Genomic DNA, 18,579 nt, shown 5'->3' on the forward strand with positions numbered 1-18,579 from the left:
AATGATTGTTAAAAGTGCTGAACTTGAGACGGTGTGTGGAATAACAAGTAAGCTTCCGGACAATGAACTTCCGGAAATTGCATTTGCGGGAAAGTCAAATGTGGGAAAGTCATCGCTTATCAATGGTCTTTTGAACAGAAAGTCATTGGCGAGGACATCCGCACAGCCGGGTAAGACACAGACGATCAATTTCTATAATATCAATAAAGAACTTTATTTCGTTGATCTGCCGGGATACGGATATGCAAAAGTGTCTGTGGAGATCAGAGCGAAGTGGGGAAAGATGATAGAGAACTATTTGCATACATCAGCCCAGCTCAAAAAGGTATTTTTGCTGATAGATATAAGGCATGTTCCGTCTGAGAATGACTGCCTCATGTATGACTGGATAGTGAATAACGGATATGAGCCGGTGATAATATGTACAAAGCTAGATAAGATAAAGAGAAGCCAGGTGCAGAAGAACCTGAAGCAGATAAAAGAGAAACTCGGTCTGGTTCCGGGGACAAGGATGATACCTTTTTCGGCCCTCACCAAGCAGGGAAAGGATGATATATGGAATCTTATAGAGCTGTCGTTATCTGAATCTGAGGATGATGATAGTGAGCTTCAGGAAAAATAAGACTAAATTATATATCAGGAAGAGATATAGGTATATGCGAAAAAACAAAACAGGCGATCACGGGAATCTGTAATTGCCTGTTTTGTTAATATTTGTCTATTTAACACGATGGCTTTGATGTCCATAGCTGTTGAACCAGGAGATCATATACCTCGGTGCTTTTCTGCCTCCAGTTGTCACATATCGCAACGGCAACAGCCTTGGTTGGAACACTGAATTTGATATCCAGCAAAGGCTCATTTCTGTCGTTTATCACGCAGGAGACTGTGTATTCATTTGCTTCATTCAAATAGTAGTCGGACTGGATTTCGGTTTCCTTTTTCAGGTTGATCTGCTGCTGCTCGAAGAATTCGAGGATATCCTGTTTTATTGCGTATGGAATCTTGTTCTCGAACATGCTCAGCGCCTCCTCACCCTTGTCGGTGATCTTGTAGTGTGAGGAGCTCCTTATGGTGGATACATATACGAACTCACTGTCTACAAGTCCGTTGATGGACTCCTGAAGAGTGAAATAATTAGTGTATCCCTTCTCGAGAACAAAATCTGAGATCTGGGAGTTGGTGAGAGTAAAGTTAACTCTGTCCAACATGTAAAGTACTATAAGCTTGTATAAAACAATAGATTCCGTTCCCATATGATTTATCCTTTGTCAAATAAATATTTGCTTATTTAAGAGCAACAGTCACATGATAACATTACAAAAATATAAAATCAATATATTTGCAAAGGATTGTTTAACACTGATGTTGACATTTGGGGTGGCAATGAGTATATTTAATAATAATGTATCGTTGAGAGACACTTATTTCCTTAAGTGTGTATAATTCCCAAAATATATTTACAAGATTATCAGATATATATTCAGATCGTGAACTGCTTCGAACAGTCAGTCGTAAGTACAAAAGAACGTTCATACAGGTATTGTATCGGAAAATATCGATTTTTAAATTTGTGTTGATTCATATTGATTTAAATGAAAGGAGAAAATTGTATATGGATTTTAGTAAAGCTTCTCTGGCAGAGATGAAAACTTTTGTCAAGGATAACGGGATAAAGGGTTGCTCAGCCATGAAAAAGGCTGAGCTTGCCCAGTATCTGACAGAGTATGTGAAAAAGCATGTGACAGCGGTGTCGGTAAACAGTGTCGATACAAGGACTGCACCTAAAGCGGAACCAGTCAGAAATGATGCTGATGTTGTAGCAGAAAGCAGCACATACGCAACTGAAAGCTCTGTGGAGGAGAAGAGGGAGACCGCGGCTGATAATGTGACAGGAGCCGGACAGCAACAGAGAAAGGGTAGAAGAATAGTGGGCTTCCAGGGAAAGAACGGGGTACGCCAAAGCAGACAGAATGTTCAATTTGAGCCTCGTCAGAGGCAGACAGAGACCAAAGCTGAGGAGCCGGCTGTCCAGGAGGGTCAGGAGCAAGCGGATCAGAAGAATGTTCCGTCATACGCCCAGGGAGAATATAATCCGGAACTTGACAGTGGAAGGATGGCTCACGGAATACTTGAGGTCATGGCTGAGGGATACGGATTTATAAGAAGTGCGAATTACCTGCCGGGTGACCAGGATATATACGTTTCTCCAGCACAGATCAGAAGATTTGGCCTGAAGACAGGAGATATAATCACAGGAAATATACGAAACAAGACACAGGGAGAAAAGTTCAGTGCGCTGCTCTATGTTGCAAGCGTGAACGATGAGAGCCCTCTTGTGATCGCAAACAGAAAGAATTTCGAGGATCTGACACCTGTATTCCCAAATGAGAGAATAGACTTGGACGGAGCCGGAGCACCTATTCCTATAAGAATGATCAATCTGCTTGCACCTATAGGCAAGGGACAGAGAGGTATGATAGTCTCACCTCCAAAGACTGGAAAAACAACGCTTTTAAAGCAGATTGCCAAGAAGATCAGCACAAGCTATGAAGATATGCATCTTTTAGTGCTGCTCATAGATGAGAGACCGGAGGAGGTTACAGATATAAGAGAGTCCATAGAGGGACCGAATGTTGAGGTCATATATTCAACATTTGATGAACTTCCGGAACATCACAAGAGAGTGTCAGAGATGGTCATAGAGAGAGCAAAGAGACTTGTTGAGTCCAAGAAGGATGTAGTGATCCTGCTTGACAGTATCACAAGACTTGCCAGAGCGTACAACCTGACGGTATCTCCTAGTGGAAGAACACTCTCAGGTGGCCTCGATCCTGCAGCCCTCTACATGCCAAAGAGATTCTTCGGTGCTGCGAGAAACATGAGGGAGGGTGGAAGCCTGACGATTCTTGCAACAGCACTTGTGGATACTGGAAGCAAGATGGACGATGTCGTATTCGAGGAGTTCAAGGGAACTGGTAACATGGAACTTGTTCTCGACAGAAAGCTCTCAGAAAAGAGGATATTCCCGGCCATAGATATAGCAAAGTCTGGAACAAGAAGAGATGATCTGTTGCTCTCAAGGGAGGAACAGGAGGTTGTTGCGGCTATACATAAGGAACTTATGGGAAGCCGATCAGAGGATGTTTTGGAGGATGTGAGAAAACTTTTCATTAGAACAAAGGATAATAAGGAATTTATTCATTATATAAAACAGTCACTGCTGAGAAAATAAAAGCAGATAAAATAAAAAGTTATCAAAATTGCTATTTAAAATCAAAAAAATATCTTGCATTGTGTAATGTACTATGATAGAATACAGAAGTTGTGTTATGAAGAACCCTGGCTTTATGCCTGTTCTCATATATAAAAAATATATGTAAAGAGGTGAAAAAAATGCGTAAAGGAATACATCCAGATTACTATCAGGCAAAGGTTGTATGTAACTGTGGTAACGAGTTCGTTACAGGTTCAACTAAGGAAGAGATTCACGTAGAAATTTGCTCAAAGTGTCATTCATTCTACACAGGTCAGCAGAAGGCAATCAAAGCTCGTGGTAGAATCGATATGTTTAACAAGAAGTATGGCGTTCAGGCCAACTAATAAAACTATGACAGCTTGAGGTTATTTTTAAAATAATCTCAGGCTGTTTTTTACTTTATAGGAGAATTACGTGAAAAGAGTTAAAATAGGCGGTCAGGCTGTCATGGAAGGTGTCATGATGAAAAATGGCGATAGGTATGCTGTGGCGGTCAGAAAACCGGATCAGGAAATAGAGGTAAAGGTAACAGATTATGTATCCATCGGATCCAAAAGCGTGTTTTTTAGGATCCCGATAATAAGAGGCGTTGTCAATTTTATAGAGTCTCTTGTGATTGGAGTCAAGACGCTCATGTATTCAGCGTCATTTTATGACGAGGAAGAGGATTCTGAAAGCACCAGGTCTGTGGAGAAACAGCGCACCCAGAAGCAGCAGAAGAAATCAGATGATCTGGCTATGTATGGAACGGTGGCGTTCTCGCTGGTATTTGCCATAGCGCTGTTCATGATGCTGCCAGCATTTATCGGGGAACTGATAGGACGCGTGGTGGAGAGCAGAGTGCTCATGTCCGCTATAGAGGGAGTGATAAGACTTGCGATATTCATTGGGTATGTTGCTCTTATATCCATTATGAAGGATATACAGAGAGTGTTTATGTATCACGGTGCGGAGCATAAGACGATAAACTGTTTCGAAGCGGGAGTGCCTCTCACACCAGAGAATGTCAAGAAATATTCAAGATATCACAAGAGATGTGGAACAAGCTTTTTATTTATCGTCATGATAGTCAGCATAATAGTGTTTATGTTCATAGATGCGCCATCGGCATGGATGAGGATGCTTATAAGGCTTTTGCTGGTTCCTGTTATAGCAGGTATTTCATACGAATTCATCATGTTTGCCGGAAGAAGCGATTCGTGGATAGCAAATGCACTCTCAGCGCCGGGAAAGTGGGTTCAGAGACTCACCACAAGGGAGCCGGATCTTGATATGATAGAGGTCGCCATCGCATCGGTCGAGGCGGTCATAGACTGGAGAGAATACCAGCAGGCAATGCATGACGGTAAGATAGAGAATTGACAGATAAAAAGTGACAAATAACAGGGAGCGTTTATGAGGCTTTTTGAACTTGTAAAATATGGACAGGGGATGCTTGAGGAAAGCGGTGTACCCGATGCAGAAATAGATGCGGCTCTGCTCTGGGAGCATGCATCAGGTATGAACAGGACGGATATGTTCTTTGAAAGAGACAGGGATATATCCACTGAATTGGAAACAGGTTATCTTGAACTAATAAGGAGACGGTGCACCAGAGAACCGCTGCAGTACATAACGGGAGTGCAGAATTTCATGGGATATGATTTTTGTACCTCGGAGAACGTGCTGATTCCCAGACAGGATACGGAGATACTTGTGGAGACTGCACTGAATCTCACGAAATCATCGCAGAAAACGCTTGATGTTCTGGACATGTGTTGCGGGACAGGCTGCATAGGTATATCATACGGTCTGCTAAGACCAGACAGCAAGGTGACACTGGCCGACATATCGGGAGATGCCATCAGAGTCACCCGGAAAAATGTCACAAAGCTGTGCGATGAGCCGGAGCGGTTTGACGTCATAAATACGGATCTGTTTGGTGATGTGGACGGGCAGTTTGATCTTATACTATCAAACCCGCCATATATAAAAAGTGATGTTATAGAAGCTCTGATGCCCGAAGTCAGGGACAATGAGCCGAGACTGGCACTTGACGGAAAAGCAGACGGGTTGTATTTTTATAGAATAATAGTCAGTCAGGCTATAAAATATATAAAGGATGAAGGTTATGTTGTATTTGAGATTGGCAATGATCAGGCAGAAGATGTACAGCACCTCTTTGTAGATACAGGCTATGATGACGTTCATGTGGTGCAGGATCTGTGCAGAAATGACAGAGTTGTGTACGGAAGATATCACAGAAAATAATTATAAAGTAATTATAAAGTATATGGAAACTGCATTGAGAAGATTAACTGTATTAAGGAGAGGCATATTATGTTTGACAGATTAGAAGAATTAGTAGATAAGCTTGACACGATCAACAATCAGCTGACAGACCCTGATGTGGTCACAGACCAGAACAAATTCAGAAAGCTGATGAAAGAACAGAGCGATCTTGTTCCGATCGTAGATAAATACAAAGAGTATAAGGATGCAAAGACTACAATAGAGGACAGTCTTGAGATACTTGAGGAGGAGAACGATGAGGAACTCCGTGAGATGGCAAAGGAGGAGATGAACGATGCCAAGTCGAGACTTGAGACGATAGAGCAGGAGCTCAAGATCCTTCTGCTTCCAAAGGATCCTAACGATTCAAAGAACGTAATAGTTGAGATACGTGCCGGTGCCGGCGGAGACGAGGCTGCTCTTTTTGCCTATGAGATTTATAGGATGTATCAAAAGTACGTTGACCAGTTCAAGTGGAAGGTTGAGCTTATGAGTGTCAATGAGAATGGTATAGGCGGATTTAAAGAGGCAGTGTTCATGATAACTGGTGATGGAGCCTATTCAAAGATGAAGTACGAGAGCGGTGTACACAGAGTGCAGAGAATACCGAAGACTGAGTCAGGTGGAAGGATTCATACATCTACAGTCACAGTAGCGGTTATGCCTGAGGCGGAGGAAGTAGATGTAGAGATAAACGACAATGATATCCGAATTGATGTCATGAGGGCATCAGGAAATGGTGGCCAGTGTGTCAATACAACCGATTCCGCCGTCAGACTTACACATATACCTACAGGTATAGTTATTTACAGTCAGACAGAGAAGTCGCAGCTTCAGAACAAGGCAAAGGCATTTGCACTCCTCAGATCAAAGCTGTATGATATGGAGCTTCAGAAGCAGCATGATGCTGAGGCTGCAGATCGTAAGAGCCAGATAGGAACAGGAGATAGATCTGAGAAGATCAGAACCTACAACTTCCCCGAGGGAAGAGTGACAGATCATAGAATCAAGCTCACACTTTATAAGCTTGACCAGATAATGAACGGTGATCTTAACGAACTCATAGACAGCCTTATAGCAGCCGACCAGACAGCAAAGCTTGCCCAGGTTAACGAAGAGGAGTAGAAGAGGGGGAATAATGATGGCAGCATGGAGTGACAATATTAGAAAAGTTGAACCTTATGTACCTGGCGAGCAACCAAAGGACACAAATGTGATAAAGCTGAACACAAATGAAAATCCATATGGACCGTCGCCAAGGGTGGCAGAGGTAATTCAGAATCCGGATCTGCTCAGACTATATCCAGATCCTACAGCATCGCAGCTTGTGGACGTTATTGCGGAGTATCACGGCGTTGATTCCTCCCAGGTGTTTGTCGGTGTGGGATCAGACGATGTACTTGCAATGTCATTTCTGACATTTTTCAATTCTGATAAGCCGATATTGTTTCCAGATATCACATATTCATTCTATGATGTGTGGGCAGAACTTTTCCGTATTCCCTATGAAAGACCGGCTCTTGATGAGAATTTCAGACTTGTAAAAGAGGATTATTACAGGGAAAATGGCGGTGTAGTATTTCCAAACCCAAATGCGCCTACAGGAATATATGAGAATCTTGCAAATGTGGAGGATATTATAAGTCACAACGGCGATTCAATAGTGATCGTAGATGAGGCTTATATAGATTTTGGTGGAAAGTCAGCACTTGAACTCATAGATAAATATGATAACCTCGTGGTTGTCAGAACATTCTCAAAATCAAGATCTATGGCAGGTTTGCGTATCGGATATGCAATAAGCAATCCGATTCTCATAAAGGCTTTGAACGATGTGAAGTATTCATACAATTCATATACAATGAACAGACCATCCATAATCATGGGGACCGAGTCGGTGAAGGATGATGCGTACTTTAAAGCGATGGTGGCAAAGGTTGTGGCTACAAGGACAAGATTTGTTGAGAGTATCAGACCTCTTGGCTTTACATGTCTTGAGTCATCAGCAAATTTTGTGTTTGCCACACATGAGAACATACCGGCAAAAGAGATATTTGAGGCTGCGAAAAAAGCTCATATCTATGTGAGATACTTTGACAAACCGCGCATAGACAATTATCTCCGTATTTCCATTGGAACAGATGAGGAGATGGACAAATTTGTTGAGTTCCTGACTGGATATGTCCAGAGTATACAATAAGTTAAAAACCGTGCTTTTAATTAATCCTGGAAGTATTTCGGGATGACGTAAAAGCACGGTTTTTAGTTTGCTTTTCTTTACAAGTATACAGACTGTTTATATACGATCTGTGGGATTCCATAATAAAGCGCAGAATGACGCGTATTCGCGCACAAAATCTATTGATTTTCACAGTCTGTTTTTATAGAATGCATCCATGAAATATTTCAGCAGCAAAAAATATCGAAACGTTTCGTTAGATCTCAATACAAAATTACAAATCACAAAACAAGATGATAAAGGAGAACTAAATGAAATTTGAAGAATTTACGGAATTGCTCGTGGACTGTATGAAAGCACGTCTCGTACCAAATGATAGCGGGATACAGATAAAGACTGACAAAATATTAAAAAATAATGGGGTGACGCTCACAGCTTTGAATATAAGAAAAACATCCCAGAATATATGCCCCACCATATACATTGAGCCCTACTACAGGGAATTTGAAAAAGGAAGATCGATGGCGGATATATGTTCCTCCATAATTGACATATATATGAGAAACGGGACGGATGACAGGTTGACATTTGAAAAGGTGATGGATGAGAGTGATGTGAAAAACAATATCATTCTTAGAATAGTGAACCGTGAAAAGAACAGAAAGTTACTTGAGACCGTGCCATATGTCGAGTACCAGAATATGGCTGTCACATTCAGGAGAGTCATAGAGGTGTCCGATACAGGTATCTCAAGTTCCGGTGTGACTAACAGCGATATGGACAGGTGGAGACTGGATCTGGATACAATGTACAGACTGGCGCTTGCCAATACGGAAAGGCTGTTTCCACCTGTCATAAAGGATCTTTTTTCGGTGCTGGAGGATAGGTACGATTATTCTGTAAGTGAGAATATCGGACAGGCTCCGGATATAGATGAACTGTATGTCATGACAAATGAATACGATATAAACGGAGCTTCGGTTATACTGTACGATGGAACTTTGGCGAGATGCGCAGACATGGTGGACGACGATATATACATTCTTCCATGCAGTGTGCATGAACTTCTGTTTATAAGAGCGCACTGCTCCTTTGGCGAGGACTATCTTAAGAATCTTGTGCACGAGGCGAACAGGAGTGCAATAACTCCAATGGAGTTTTTATCTGACAGCATATATGTGTATAGAAGAGATAGTGGAGAATTGACAGAGATAGTGTAGCTTACAAAGAATATTTGTTTAAAGTGCACAAAACGAACCTTGATAACTAAATATTTTGACTGTTACTTTGCAACATGTTGGTTGACAAAATATACCCCATGACATAGAATAAAAACAGTGTTATAAGGTTTAATATATGTGTAATGGGAGGAAATAGGTAGTGGAGGATAGTTATATTTCTAACAGGGATAAAATTGTCGCTTCAGCTATTGAACTTATCGGAGATTTGGGATTGCACGCTCTTACACCAAAGAATCTTGCTCGAAAGCAGAATATTTCGGACACATTGATATATAAGTATTTTGGCGGGATAGATGAGGTGCTTATAGCAGTTGTGAATGAATATGCTGCATTTGATATCAATATCCAGAGAACCGTTGATCATCTTGATGGTTCATATATTGATAAGATCAGATATTATGCGGATACATATGCGACATATTATGATAATTATATAGGTATGGGGGCTATAATGCTGCATTATGAAGAACTACTGCATATGTCTGAGACACGGGAGATCATCTCGGAGTGCATGCTGAAACGAAACGATTTTGTGTGTTCGTTATTCCAGGGAGCAATTGAGAACAAGGAAATTAGACCGGTATTTACACCGAAGGAATTGACACTTGTTTTTAACGGACTCTTTACAGAGGGATTGTTAGAACGCAGAAATCAGTATTCTAGAAAGAGTTTCCGTGTGGAGATGAAAGAGATGATTGGACATCTCGAAAAGATACTTAGGTTGTAGATTAGGGAGGAATGACCATGAAGATTTTAGTAGCTGAGGATGATGTTGCAAATGCAAAATTCTTATCTAAATATTTAAGCAAGTTTGGAGATGTGGTGATAACACCTGACGGAATAGCTGCTGTTGATGAGTTCGTCAGTGCGCTTGAGAAAGGTGAGATGTTTGGACTTGTATGTCTGGATATTATGATGCCAAAGATAGATGGGTATAAGGTATTGGCATCTATAAGAAGTGCGGAGAGAAAGCATGGGGTGTCAAGAATGCTCAGATCAAAGGTTATCATGACGAGTGCTCTTGACGAGGCAAGCTTTGACAGCAATCTTGCAAGTGATGATTATGATGATTATATCTGCAAACCGATAGATATCATGAAGTTCAACGATATGTTGAAAAAGCTGGATATCATAAAGTAGAATAAATTGTATCAGATTCTGAAGCCCGCTATTGAAAGATATCGGGCTTCGATGTGTCTATAGACGACATCAAAGAGAACAGTAAGGGTAATAAAATAATAGCCGAAAACGATAGTAAAGAGAATGGTAATAGCAGGTGATAAGATATGGATTTGTTTGAGTATATGAGAGAGAATGCATCCGAGGATGACTCTCCGCTGGCAAAGAGGATGAGACCGGTCAGCCTGGATGATGTTGTAGGACAGGAGCATATAATAGGCAAGGATAAGCTATTGTACAGAGCGATAAAGGCGGATAAGATCAGTTCACTCATATTTTATGGACCTCCTGGGACCGGAAAGACGACACTGGCTATGGTTATAGCAAATACTACAAAGGCTGAGTTCAGACAGTTGAACGCCACAACTGCAGGTAAGAAGGATATGGAGCAGGTGGTGAATGAGGCCAGGGATATCAAGGCTATGTATGGCAAGAGAACCATATTGTTCATAGATGAGATACACAGATTTAACAAGTCCCAGCAGGATTATCTTCTTCCGTTTGTTGAGGACGGAACTGTGATACTCATAGGTGCAACGACGGAGAATCCATATTTTGAGGTGAATGGGGCTCTTATATCCAGATCCCATATATTCCAGTTGCATCCGCTCTCAAAGGAGGATATCAAGAAGCTTATCCATAAGGCGGTCTACTCTGAAAACGGCATGGGAGCCTTTGATGCGGATATAGATGAGGACGCGGAGGACTTCCTTTCTGATATGGCATCGGGAGATGCGAGAAATGCACTCAATGCCATAGAGCTTGGAGTTTTATCAACTGAGAGAAGTGATGATGGACGTATACATATAACCTTGCCTGTTGCCGAGGAGTGCATACAGAAGAGAGCGATAAGGTATGATAAGGATGGGGATAATCATTATGATATAATATCTGCGTTTATAAAGAGTATGCGTGGATCAGATCCAGATGCAGCGGTATTCTATCTGGCAAAAATGCTCTACGGCGGTGAGGATATCAAGTTTATAGCCAGGAGAATTATGATTTGTGCCAGTGAGGATGTGAGCAATGCAGATCCGAATGCAATAGTGGTGGCGACCGCATGTGCCCAGGCTGTTGAACGTATAGGCATGCCGGAGGCTCAGATAATTCTTGCCCAGGCTGCAACATATGTGGCGTGTGCTCCAAAGAGCAATTCTGCGGTAAATGCGATATTTGCAGCTATGGATGCGGTTAAAAATGAGGATACAGGACAGGTGCCAGTGTATCTGAGAGATGCACATTATGGTGGTGCGGCGAAGCTTGGACATACAGGATATAAATATGCGCATGATTATCCAAATCACTATGTTGATCAGCAGTATCTGCCGGATAAGATTGCAGGACGTGTATTTTATGAACCTTCGGACAATGGATATGAACGGAATATAAGGCAGTATTTTGACCGAATAAAGAATAAGAAAAACACAGAGGAAAGTTGACAGAAATATGTTGAAGAGAATTGGAGCTATTGCACTTGTAGTTTTGCTGGTAGGAATGTATGTTGCCACATTTGTCATGGGAGTTACAGGACGTGGAAATTTCATGGGAATGATATTTCTTGATGTGGTCATACCTGTTCTGTGCTGGGGTGTATGGCTGATAGCCAGAGTCCTAAAGCGCAAGGGTGAGGAGATAAGATCTGCAGCGAACAGAGATGATGAGAATTGATGTATTATTGCGGGATGTTTGTGCGTAATATCAGCAGATGTAAGACGAGCAGGTGTAAGACGATTACAAAGATGTTGAAAAAAAACATATAATTTGATATACTCATAAAAGTTCAAAAAATACTTAAGAGGTAGATGAGATGAGTTTATTAAAAGAATGGCGTGATTACGCATATGGATTAGATGACAGAACACCGGAGGGCAAGGAGTTCTGGCTGAATTATTTTCAGGCTGAGAAGGGTGTTTATGAGAAGCTCCTTTCAAATCCGCTTGCTGATCCAGAGCATGGAACAGTTAAAGAGCTTGCTGAGAAGTATGGTCTTAGCATCCAGCATATGATAGGCTTCCTTGATGGAATAGATGACAGCCTTATGGAGTCAAACAACCTTGATGATGTAACAGAGGATTCAGAGGTCAAGCTTGCCATTGACTATGAGAAGCTTTACATGAATATGGTTGAGTGCAACGCTGAATGGCTCTATACTCTGCCACAGTGGGATGGAATATTCCCTAAGGAGAAGAGAGATGAGCTTTATAAGATCCAGAAATCATCAAAGACGATCATAAAGGCTCCAAAGGTTGGAAGAAATGATCCATGTCCATGCGGTAGCGGTCTCAAGTACAAAAAGTGCTGCGGAAAGTAAATTCGAAAAGCAAATTCGAAAAGCAAATTCAGAAAGTGGTTCGAAAAATAAGGCAACTGATAAGGCGGTTAAAGTGTGATCTTTAACCGCCTTATTATGTGAAGTTATACTAATGTCGATGATCAAAAATGTAAATTATGTAGAAATAGCGGGAGGTGATACTAGTGGAATTTAATGAATCTCAGAAAATTGCTATAGAACATGGGGGTGGTCCCATGCTGCTTCTAGCAGGACCGGGCTCAGGAAAGACCACAGTGCTTATCCATAGAATAAAGTATATGATACAGCATCATGGCATAAGACCTGAACATATACTTGTCATCACCTTCACAAAGGCGGCAGCGAATGAGATGAAAATCAGGTTTAGGAATCTCTGTCCGGAGGTCGGCAGCGTGACGTTTGGAACATTCCATTCTGTATTCTTCTGGATACTTAGAAATGCCTATAATTATACTGGAACGGATATCATCACGGATGCTGAAAAATACGGAGCAGTCAGGGATAGCATAGAAAGACACGGATTCAGATATGACAGTCAGGAGGACTTTGCCAGAAATGTTCTGGGGGAGATTGGATGTGTGAAAAGCGAAATGTGTGATCTGAAATCGTATGAGAGCACGACTATGAAAACAGATGATTTCCGGGTGGTATATGATGATTATGAGAATTTTCTTCGCTACAGGGGAAAGATTGATTTTGATGACATGCTCGTATTTACGTATGAACTTCTTTCCCAGAGGCAGGATATACTGGATATGTGGAGAAACAGATTCCAATATATCCTCATAGATGAGTTTCAGGACATCAACACAATACAGTATGATACGGTAAAACTGCTGGCAAAAGAACGAAATAATATATTTGCTGTGGGCGATGATGACCAGTCTATATACGGCTTCAGAGGGGCGGCTCCTGCGATAATGAAGCGGTTTCCAAAGGATTTCCCTGGAACGAAGATAGAGTATCTGAATATGAATTACAGGTGCAGCTATGATGTAGTGGAGTGTTCAAAGAGAATAATAAAGAACAATACAGATCGTTACGATAAGAATCTTCAGTCGGCATTTGCGCCGGGAGAGAGCGACAGGGTACATATTGTGAAGGTAAAGGATGGAACAGAGCAGAACCGCAAGATCGTGGATAAGATCAGAGAACTGAATTCTGCGGGAATACCATACTCAGATATTGCGGTCATATTCAGGACGAACACTGAGCCAAGGGCGCTCTCGTCAAAACTCATGGAAAATGGAATACCGTTTTCTATGAAGGACAGTATCCCAAATATATTTACACATTTCCTTGCAGAAAATATATTTGACTATATAAAGCTTGCAAGGGGCTGCAGAGAGAGACGGGTACTGCTGAGGGTTATCAATAAGCCTAACAGGTATATAAGCCGTGATGCTTTGGATTCATCGCAGGTGGACTTTGAGATGCTTAGACAATATTATAAGGACAAATACCGCATAGTTAACAATATAAATGTCCTTGAAAACGATCTCGAGAGGATTAGCAGGCTTGCACCGTATGCTGCGGTGAATTATATCAGAAAAGCTGTGGGGCTTGAGGCTTATGTGCGTGAATATGCAGAGTACAGAGGTGTGAGCGCCGATGATTATATGGATGTGCTAGACGAGATACAGGAAAGTGCCAGAGATTTTCTTAGTATGGATGGGTGGCTTGAGTATATAGACAGATATACCGCGGAGCTTGCAGAGAAGAACAGGACCGGTTCCATGATACCGGATTCCGTGACGCTCACCACCATGCATTCGGCAAAGGGACTAGAGTATGCGTATGTATTTATAATGGACGCAGCTGAGGGGATGACGCCTCACAGAAAGTCTGTGGATAATGACAACATAGAGGAAGAACGTAGGCTGTTTTATGTGGCAGTCACTAGGGCAAAATACGGGCTTTACATATATGTTCCCCAGAAGATATTTGGAAAGAATATGAATGTGTCAAGATTTGTCCAGGAAATGCTTGTGGACAGAGATCTCATCAGGGTTGGAAATAAGATAGTTCACAAGAGATACGGACAGGGAGTTATAACGTATGTGGATGAAAAAAAACTGTGCGTATATTTTGAGAAAAACGGAGAGACTAAGACACTCAGCCTCGAATATACAATAAGCAATGAGCTGATAGAAAACGTACAGAGATAAGAATATGTGCAAAGGTCAGACGGATAAAATATGACAGACAAATATGATAGAAAAATATGACAGATAAAGTATATGAAAATTAGAGGTTGATGGCATCTTCGACAGACAAAAAGATTAGATGCTGGATATATCCTGATCAGATCCCGGTGCCTGTTGGAGATGCTATCACGGTTAATATTGCTTCATTAGGTCAGACTCAGTCTTCCGAATTGAATTCAAGATCGTCGAGTATCTCGTCGAGGACATCGGCAACCTTGTTGAATTCATCCTCATCTGTGATCTCGCAGAGTTCCACGTCATCTCCGTTTTCGGAGTATCTGTAAACCAGAATATCGGAATCCTCATCGCCCTCCGGCAGGAGAGCCACATAAGATATATCTTCCACATCAAAATGAGCTATTACCTCACAGCTGCATGAGGTGCCGTCTTCGTAGGTTATATCGATCATCTCGATGTCGTCCATGTCGCTTGGAAAGTCGTTTTTTGTGTTTGCCATGTCAAATCTCCTTTGTTTTTTTATATCATAAAATTAACGGACACACTTGTCAACTTTATTGAATTATAGGAGCCCATGTGGTATAATATCAACATATTTGCGTGGGCGGAAGGAGACTGCCGAGCGTGGGTTCAGAGCTTAGATGTTATGGAGGGTTTTGTTAGATGAAGAAAGTTGCATATGTAGCGTCAGAGTGTGTGCCATTTATAAAGACAGGTGGACTTGCGGATGTTGTTGGAACACTTCCAAAGATATTTGACAGGAATGAATATGACGTGAGAGTTATTATGCCGAATTATCTCTGTATACCGAATAAGTACAGAGAGAAGATGCAGTATATAACCCATTTTTATATGGATATCGGATATAAGAATGATTATGTAGGAGTTATGTACCTTGAGTATGAGGGCGTGAAGGTTTACTTTATTGACAATGAGTATTATTTCAATGGACCAACGCCTTACGGTGATGTAAAGTGGGATATTGAAAAGTTCTGTTATTTCTCAAAGGCAGCACTGTCGATACTGCCTTCGATAGGGTTCCAGCCGGATATCATCCACTGTCATGACTGGCAGGCAGGTCTAGTTCCAGTATATCTCAAGACGCTATTTGCCGGTGATCTGTTCTATACAAGCATGAAGTCGGTTATGACAATACATAACCTGCAGTTCCAGGGCAAGTGGGATATCAAGACTATTCAGGAATATTCAGGACTTCCTGATTATGTATTTACACCGGATAAGCTTGAGGTTCAGAAAGATGCAGCTATGTTAAAAGGAGGGCTTGTGTATGCTGATAAGATAACTACGGTCAGCAACACCTATGCAAAGGAGATACAGACTCCATATTATGGAGAGGGACTTGACGGACTCTTAAGTGCAAGATGGCAGTCGCTGTGGGGAATTGTTAACGGTATAGATTACGAGGTTTGGAATCCTGCCACGGATCCACAGATATACAAGAACTACAGTGTTGACAACTTTAGGGAACTCAAGAAGATCAACAAGATAGAGCTTCAGAAGGAATGTGGACTCCCACAGGATGAGAATCAGTTTGTCATTGGTATAATATCAAGACTTACCGACCAGAAGGGACTTGATCTCGTTGACAGGATCATGAATGATATATGCTGTGACGGCGTACAGTTCATAGTCCTTGGAACCGGTGATGTCAGATATGAGAATATGTTCAGATACTATCAGGGTATACACCCTGCAAAGGTATCGGCTAATATCTATTATTCAGATGAGAGGTCACATAAGATGTATGCTGGATGTGATGTTATGCTGGTGCCTTCGAGATTTGAGCCTTGCGGACTTACACAGCTTATGGCACTCAGATACGGAACAGTTCCAGTTGTGCGTGAGACAGGCGGTCTTGCAGACACAGTTGAGGCGTACAATCAGTTTGAGGGAACAGGAACAGGATTTTCATTTGCAAACTATGATCCTTATGAACTTCTCAATGCTATCAATTATGCAAAGGAAGTTTATTATAACAACAAAGAGGCTTGGTATTATATACAGGAGCGTGGCATGAGGCAGGATTATTCATGGTACAACTCAGCGAATATATACAAGGATTTATATAATTCATTATAAGAATATACGGGGCAGAGAATGATTTGCATTTTCTGCCTTTTTTCAGGACAGGAGAGACATGTATGGCTTTTGACGGAATAGTAATATCCAATGTGGTTAGAGATATGAAAGAGAAGCTTGTGGATGGCAGGATATACAAGATATACCAGCCGGAAAAGGATGAGCTTAATATTGTTATCAAAAACAATAGGGAGAATTACAGACTTCTGATATCGGCGGATGCCAGTCTTCCGCTTATATATTTTCAGCAGTCGGCAAAGGAAAACCCTATGACTGCACCAAATTTCTGCATGTTGCTCAGAAAACATATCAACAATGGCAGGATAGTGGATATTTATCAGCCGGGGTTCGAGCGTATAGTTGTTATCGTGATAGAGCATCTGGATGAGATGGGAGATCTCAAGCGTAAGAAGCTTATCACTGAGATAATGGGTAAGCACAGCAATATAATATTTGCAACTGATGACGATATTATAATAGACAGTATAAAGCACATCTCACATATGATAAGTTCCGTTAGAGAGGTGCTTCCGGGAAGAACTTATGAATATCCTCCGGCTGGCGGAAAGGTGTCTCCTCTTGAGATCACAGAGGAGAATTTCAGAGAACGGGTAAAAGAGAGCCCAGTAAATATAATAAAGGCGATATATCAGAACATAACAGGATTTTCTCCTGTGGCAGCAGCCGAGATATGTTACAGGGCAGGCCTGGACGGCAATGCGTCAACGGCAAGTCTCAGTGAGGGTGATATGGATTCTCTGTACAGTTCGTTTGCTGGGGTTGTCTCAGATATAAAGTCAGGAAATTATGTGCCACAGATAGTGATTGACGGATATACACCTGTTGAGTTTTCTTCGATAGAGATGACGATGTATGTGGACAAGATGATTGAATACCGCGAAAACATATCACAGGTGCTGGATGAGTATTTCTATAGGAAGAGTGCTGTGACGAGAATCAGACAAAAGTCTGCAGATCTAAGAAAGATAGTTTCAAATGCCATAGAGAGGACCAGCAAGAAATATGATCTTCAGCTTAAGCAGCTGAAAGATACAGAATCCAGAGAAAAGTATCGTATCTATGGAGAACTGATTAACACATACGGCTATGGTATTGAGCCGGGGACGGAGAGCTTTGAGGCACTCAACTATTACACGGATGAGATGGTGAAGATCCCACTGGACAAGACAATATCCGTTATGGATAACTCCAAGAGATACTTCGCCAAGTACAACAAGCTTAAGAGGACATATGATGCTCTGGCGGCTCTGACGGTGGAGACCAAGGAGGAGCTGGATCATCTGATATCTGTACAGACATTTCTGGATATGGCCATAGATGAGAACTCTCTGACACAGGTGAAGGAGGAGCTTGTGGCCTGCGGATATATAAAGGGGCACTATGGCAGAAATGGCGACAGGAAAGGCGATAGGAAGGCTGTAAAGGCAAAACCTCTGCATTACATATCGAGAGATGGATTCCATATGTATGTTGGAAAGAACAATATACAGAATGATGAACTTACATTTAAACTTGCAAACGGCGGGGATATGTGGTTTCATGCAAAAAAGATGCCGGGTTCACATGTGGTAGTAAGGCTTGAGGGTGCGGGAGAACTGCCGGATTCGACATATGAGGAAGCAGCCAGACTTGCGGCATATTACTCATCGGGCAGAACGGCGCCAAAGGTCGAGATCGATTATACAGAGAGAAGAAATATAAAAAAGCCGACTGGGGCTAAGCCGGGATTTGTCATATACCATACAAATTATTCTATGATAGCTGAGCCGCAGATAGCAGGCATAAAAGAGCTTGTCTGATTCATGCGTGGCGAAGACATGACAATAATAAATTACAAGAAACAATAATCAAGA

Annotated in this window: 18 protein-coding genes; 16 read left to right on the forward strand and 2 right to left on the reverse strand. The window is 41.7% G+C overall.

The features are described from left to right. Position 1: 1 nt before the first annotated feature. A complete protein-coding gene (yihA, locus tag NQ536_RS05535; protein WP_004853183.1) occupies positions 2-622 on the forward strand; it encodes a ribosome biogenesis GTP-binding protein YihA/YsxC in 621 nt (206 codons plus the stop codon). Between the two features lie 100 nt (positions 623-722). On the opposite strand, the gene NQ536_RS05540 is transcribed toward yihA, so the two are convergent. Continuing rightward, the gene (locus tag NQ536_RS05540; protein ID WP_004853182.1) at positions 723-1,256 is read right to left on the reverse strand and encodes a DUF4364 family protein; all 534 of its coding nucleotides are present in this window, start codon (positions 1,254-1,256) and stop codon (positions 723-725) included. A gap of 359 nt (positions 1,257-1,615) precedes the next feature. On the opposite strand from NQ536_RS05540, the gene rho reads away from it, so the two are divergent. The 13 genes from rho (at position 1,616) to NQ536_RS05605 (ending at position 14,608) form a co-directional block, all read left to right on the forward strand. Beyond that, positions 1,616-3,235 (forward strand): transcription termination factor Rho, encoded by a 1,620-nt coding sequence (rho, locus tag NQ536_RS05545; protein WP_004853178.1) that lies wholly within the window; start codon positions 1,616-1,618, stop codon positions 3,233-3,235. A gap of 161 nt (positions 3,236-3,396) precedes the next feature. Next, positions 3,397-3,603 (forward strand): 50S ribosomal protein L31, encoded by a 207-nt coding sequence (rpmE, locus tag NQ536_RS05550; RefSeq protein WP_004853176.1) that lies wholly within the window; start codon positions 3,397-3,399, stop codon positions 3,601-3,603. A gap of 70 nt (positions 3,604-3,673) precedes the next feature. Continuing rightward, positions 3,674-4,621 carry a DUF1385 domain-containing protein gene (locus NQ536_RS05555; protein ID WP_004853174.1) on the forward strand — a complete coding sequence of 316 codons (948 nt, stop codon included), beginning with the start codon at positions 3,674-3,676 and terminating at the stop codon, positions 4,619-4,621. A gap of 33 nt (positions 4,622-4,654) precedes the next feature. Further along, the gene (gene prmC / locus NQ536_RS05560) at positions 4,655-5,509 is read left to right on the forward strand and encodes a peptide chain release factor N(5)-glutamine methyltransferase (RefSeq protein WP_004853171.1); all 855 of its coding nucleotides are present in this window, start codon (positions 4,655-4,657) and stop codon (positions 5,507-5,509) included. A gap of 69 nt (positions 5,510-5,578) precedes the next feature. Next, a complete protein-coding gene (gene prfA / locus NQ536_RS05565; protein WP_004853169.1) occupies positions 5,579-6,655 on the forward strand; it encodes a peptide chain release factor 1 in 1,077 nt (358 codons plus the stop codon). Positions 6,656-6,671: 16 nt separating this feature from the next. Then, positions 6,672-7,730: a histidinol-phosphate transaminase gene (gene hisC / locus NQ536_RS05570; protein ID WP_022059436.1), complete on the forward strand. Its 1,059-nt coding sequence runs from the start codon at positions 6,672-6,674 to the stop codon at positions 7,728-7,730. Between the two features lie 290 nt (positions 7,731-8,020). After that, positions 8,021-8,929: a DUF5688 family protein gene (locus NQ536_RS05575; protein WP_004853164.1), complete on the forward strand. Its 909-nt coding sequence runs from the start codon at positions 8,021-8,023 to the stop codon at positions 8,927-8,929. Positions 8,930-9,089: 160 nt separating this feature from the next. Continuing rightward, complete coding sequence (locus NQ536_RS05580; RefSeq protein ID WP_004853163.1) at positions 9,090-9,677, forward strand: TetR/AcrR family transcriptional regulator; 588 nt, start codon at positions 9,090-9,092, stop codon at positions 9,675-9,677. 17 nt (positions 9,678-9,694) lie between these two features. Continuing rightward, positions 9,695-10,090 (forward strand): response regulator, encoded by a 396-nt coding sequence (locus NQ536_RS05585; protein WP_022059437.1) that lies wholly within the window; start codon positions 9,695-9,697, stop codon positions 10,088-10,090. Between the two features lie 146 nt (positions 10,091-10,236). Continuing rightward, the gene (locus tag NQ536_RS05590; RefSeq protein WP_004853158.1) at positions 10,237-11,568 is read left to right on the forward strand and encodes a replication-associated recombination protein A; all 1,332 of its coding nucleotides are present in this window, start codon (positions 10,237-10,239) and stop codon (positions 11,566-11,568) included. A gap of 7 nt (positions 11,569-11,575) precedes the next feature. Beyond that, positions 11,576-11,797: a hypothetical protein gene (locus NQ536_RS05595; protein WP_004853157.1), complete on the forward strand. Its 222-nt coding sequence runs from the start codon at positions 11,576-11,578 to the stop codon at positions 11,795-11,797. A 139-nt stretch (positions 11,798-11,936) separates the two neighbouring features. Continuing rightward, positions 11,937-12,440: an SEC-C metal-binding domain-containing protein gene (locus tag NQ536_RS05600; protein WP_004853155.1), complete on the forward strand. Its 504-nt coding sequence runs from the start codon at positions 11,937-11,939 to the stop codon at positions 12,438-12,440. A 164-nt stretch (positions 12,441-12,604) separates the two neighbouring features. Further along, positions 12,605-14,608: an ATP-dependent helicase gene (locus NQ536_RS05605; protein ID WP_044998337.1), complete on the forward strand. Its 2,004-nt coding sequence runs from the start codon at positions 12,605-12,607 to the stop codon at positions 14,606-14,608. 196 nt (positions 14,609-14,804) lie between these two features. On the opposite strand, the gene NQ536_RS05610 is transcribed toward NQ536_RS05605, so the two are convergent. Next, positions 14,805-15,104 carry a DUF1292 domain-containing protein gene (locus tag NQ536_RS05610; RefSeq protein WP_004853151.1) on the reverse strand — a complete coding sequence of 100 codons (300 nt, stop codon included), beginning with the start codon at positions 15,102-15,104 and terminating at the stop codon, positions 14,805-14,807. A 164-nt stretch (positions 15,105-15,268) separates the two neighbouring features. Between NQ536_RS05610 and glgA the strand changes: the two genes are divergently transcribed. Next, a complete protein-coding gene (gene glgA, locus NQ536_RS05615) occupies positions 15,269-16,705 on the forward strand; it encodes a glycogen synthase GlgA (RefSeq protein ID WP_004853149.1) in 1,437 nt (478 codons plus the stop codon). Between the two features lie 62 nt (positions 16,706-16,767). Then, positions 16,768-18,525: an Rqc2 family fibronectin-binding protein gene (locus NQ536_RS05620; RefSeq protein WP_004853148.1), complete on the forward strand. Its 1,758-nt coding sequence runs from the start codon at positions 16,768-16,770 to the stop codon at positions 18,523-18,525. Positions 18,526-18,579 lie beyond the last annotated feature (54 nt).

It is taken from the genome of Coprococcus eutactus (genome assembly GCF_025149915.1).
GTDB lineage: Bacteria > Bacillota > Clostridia > Lachnospirales > Lachnospiraceae > Coprococcus > Coprococcus eutactus.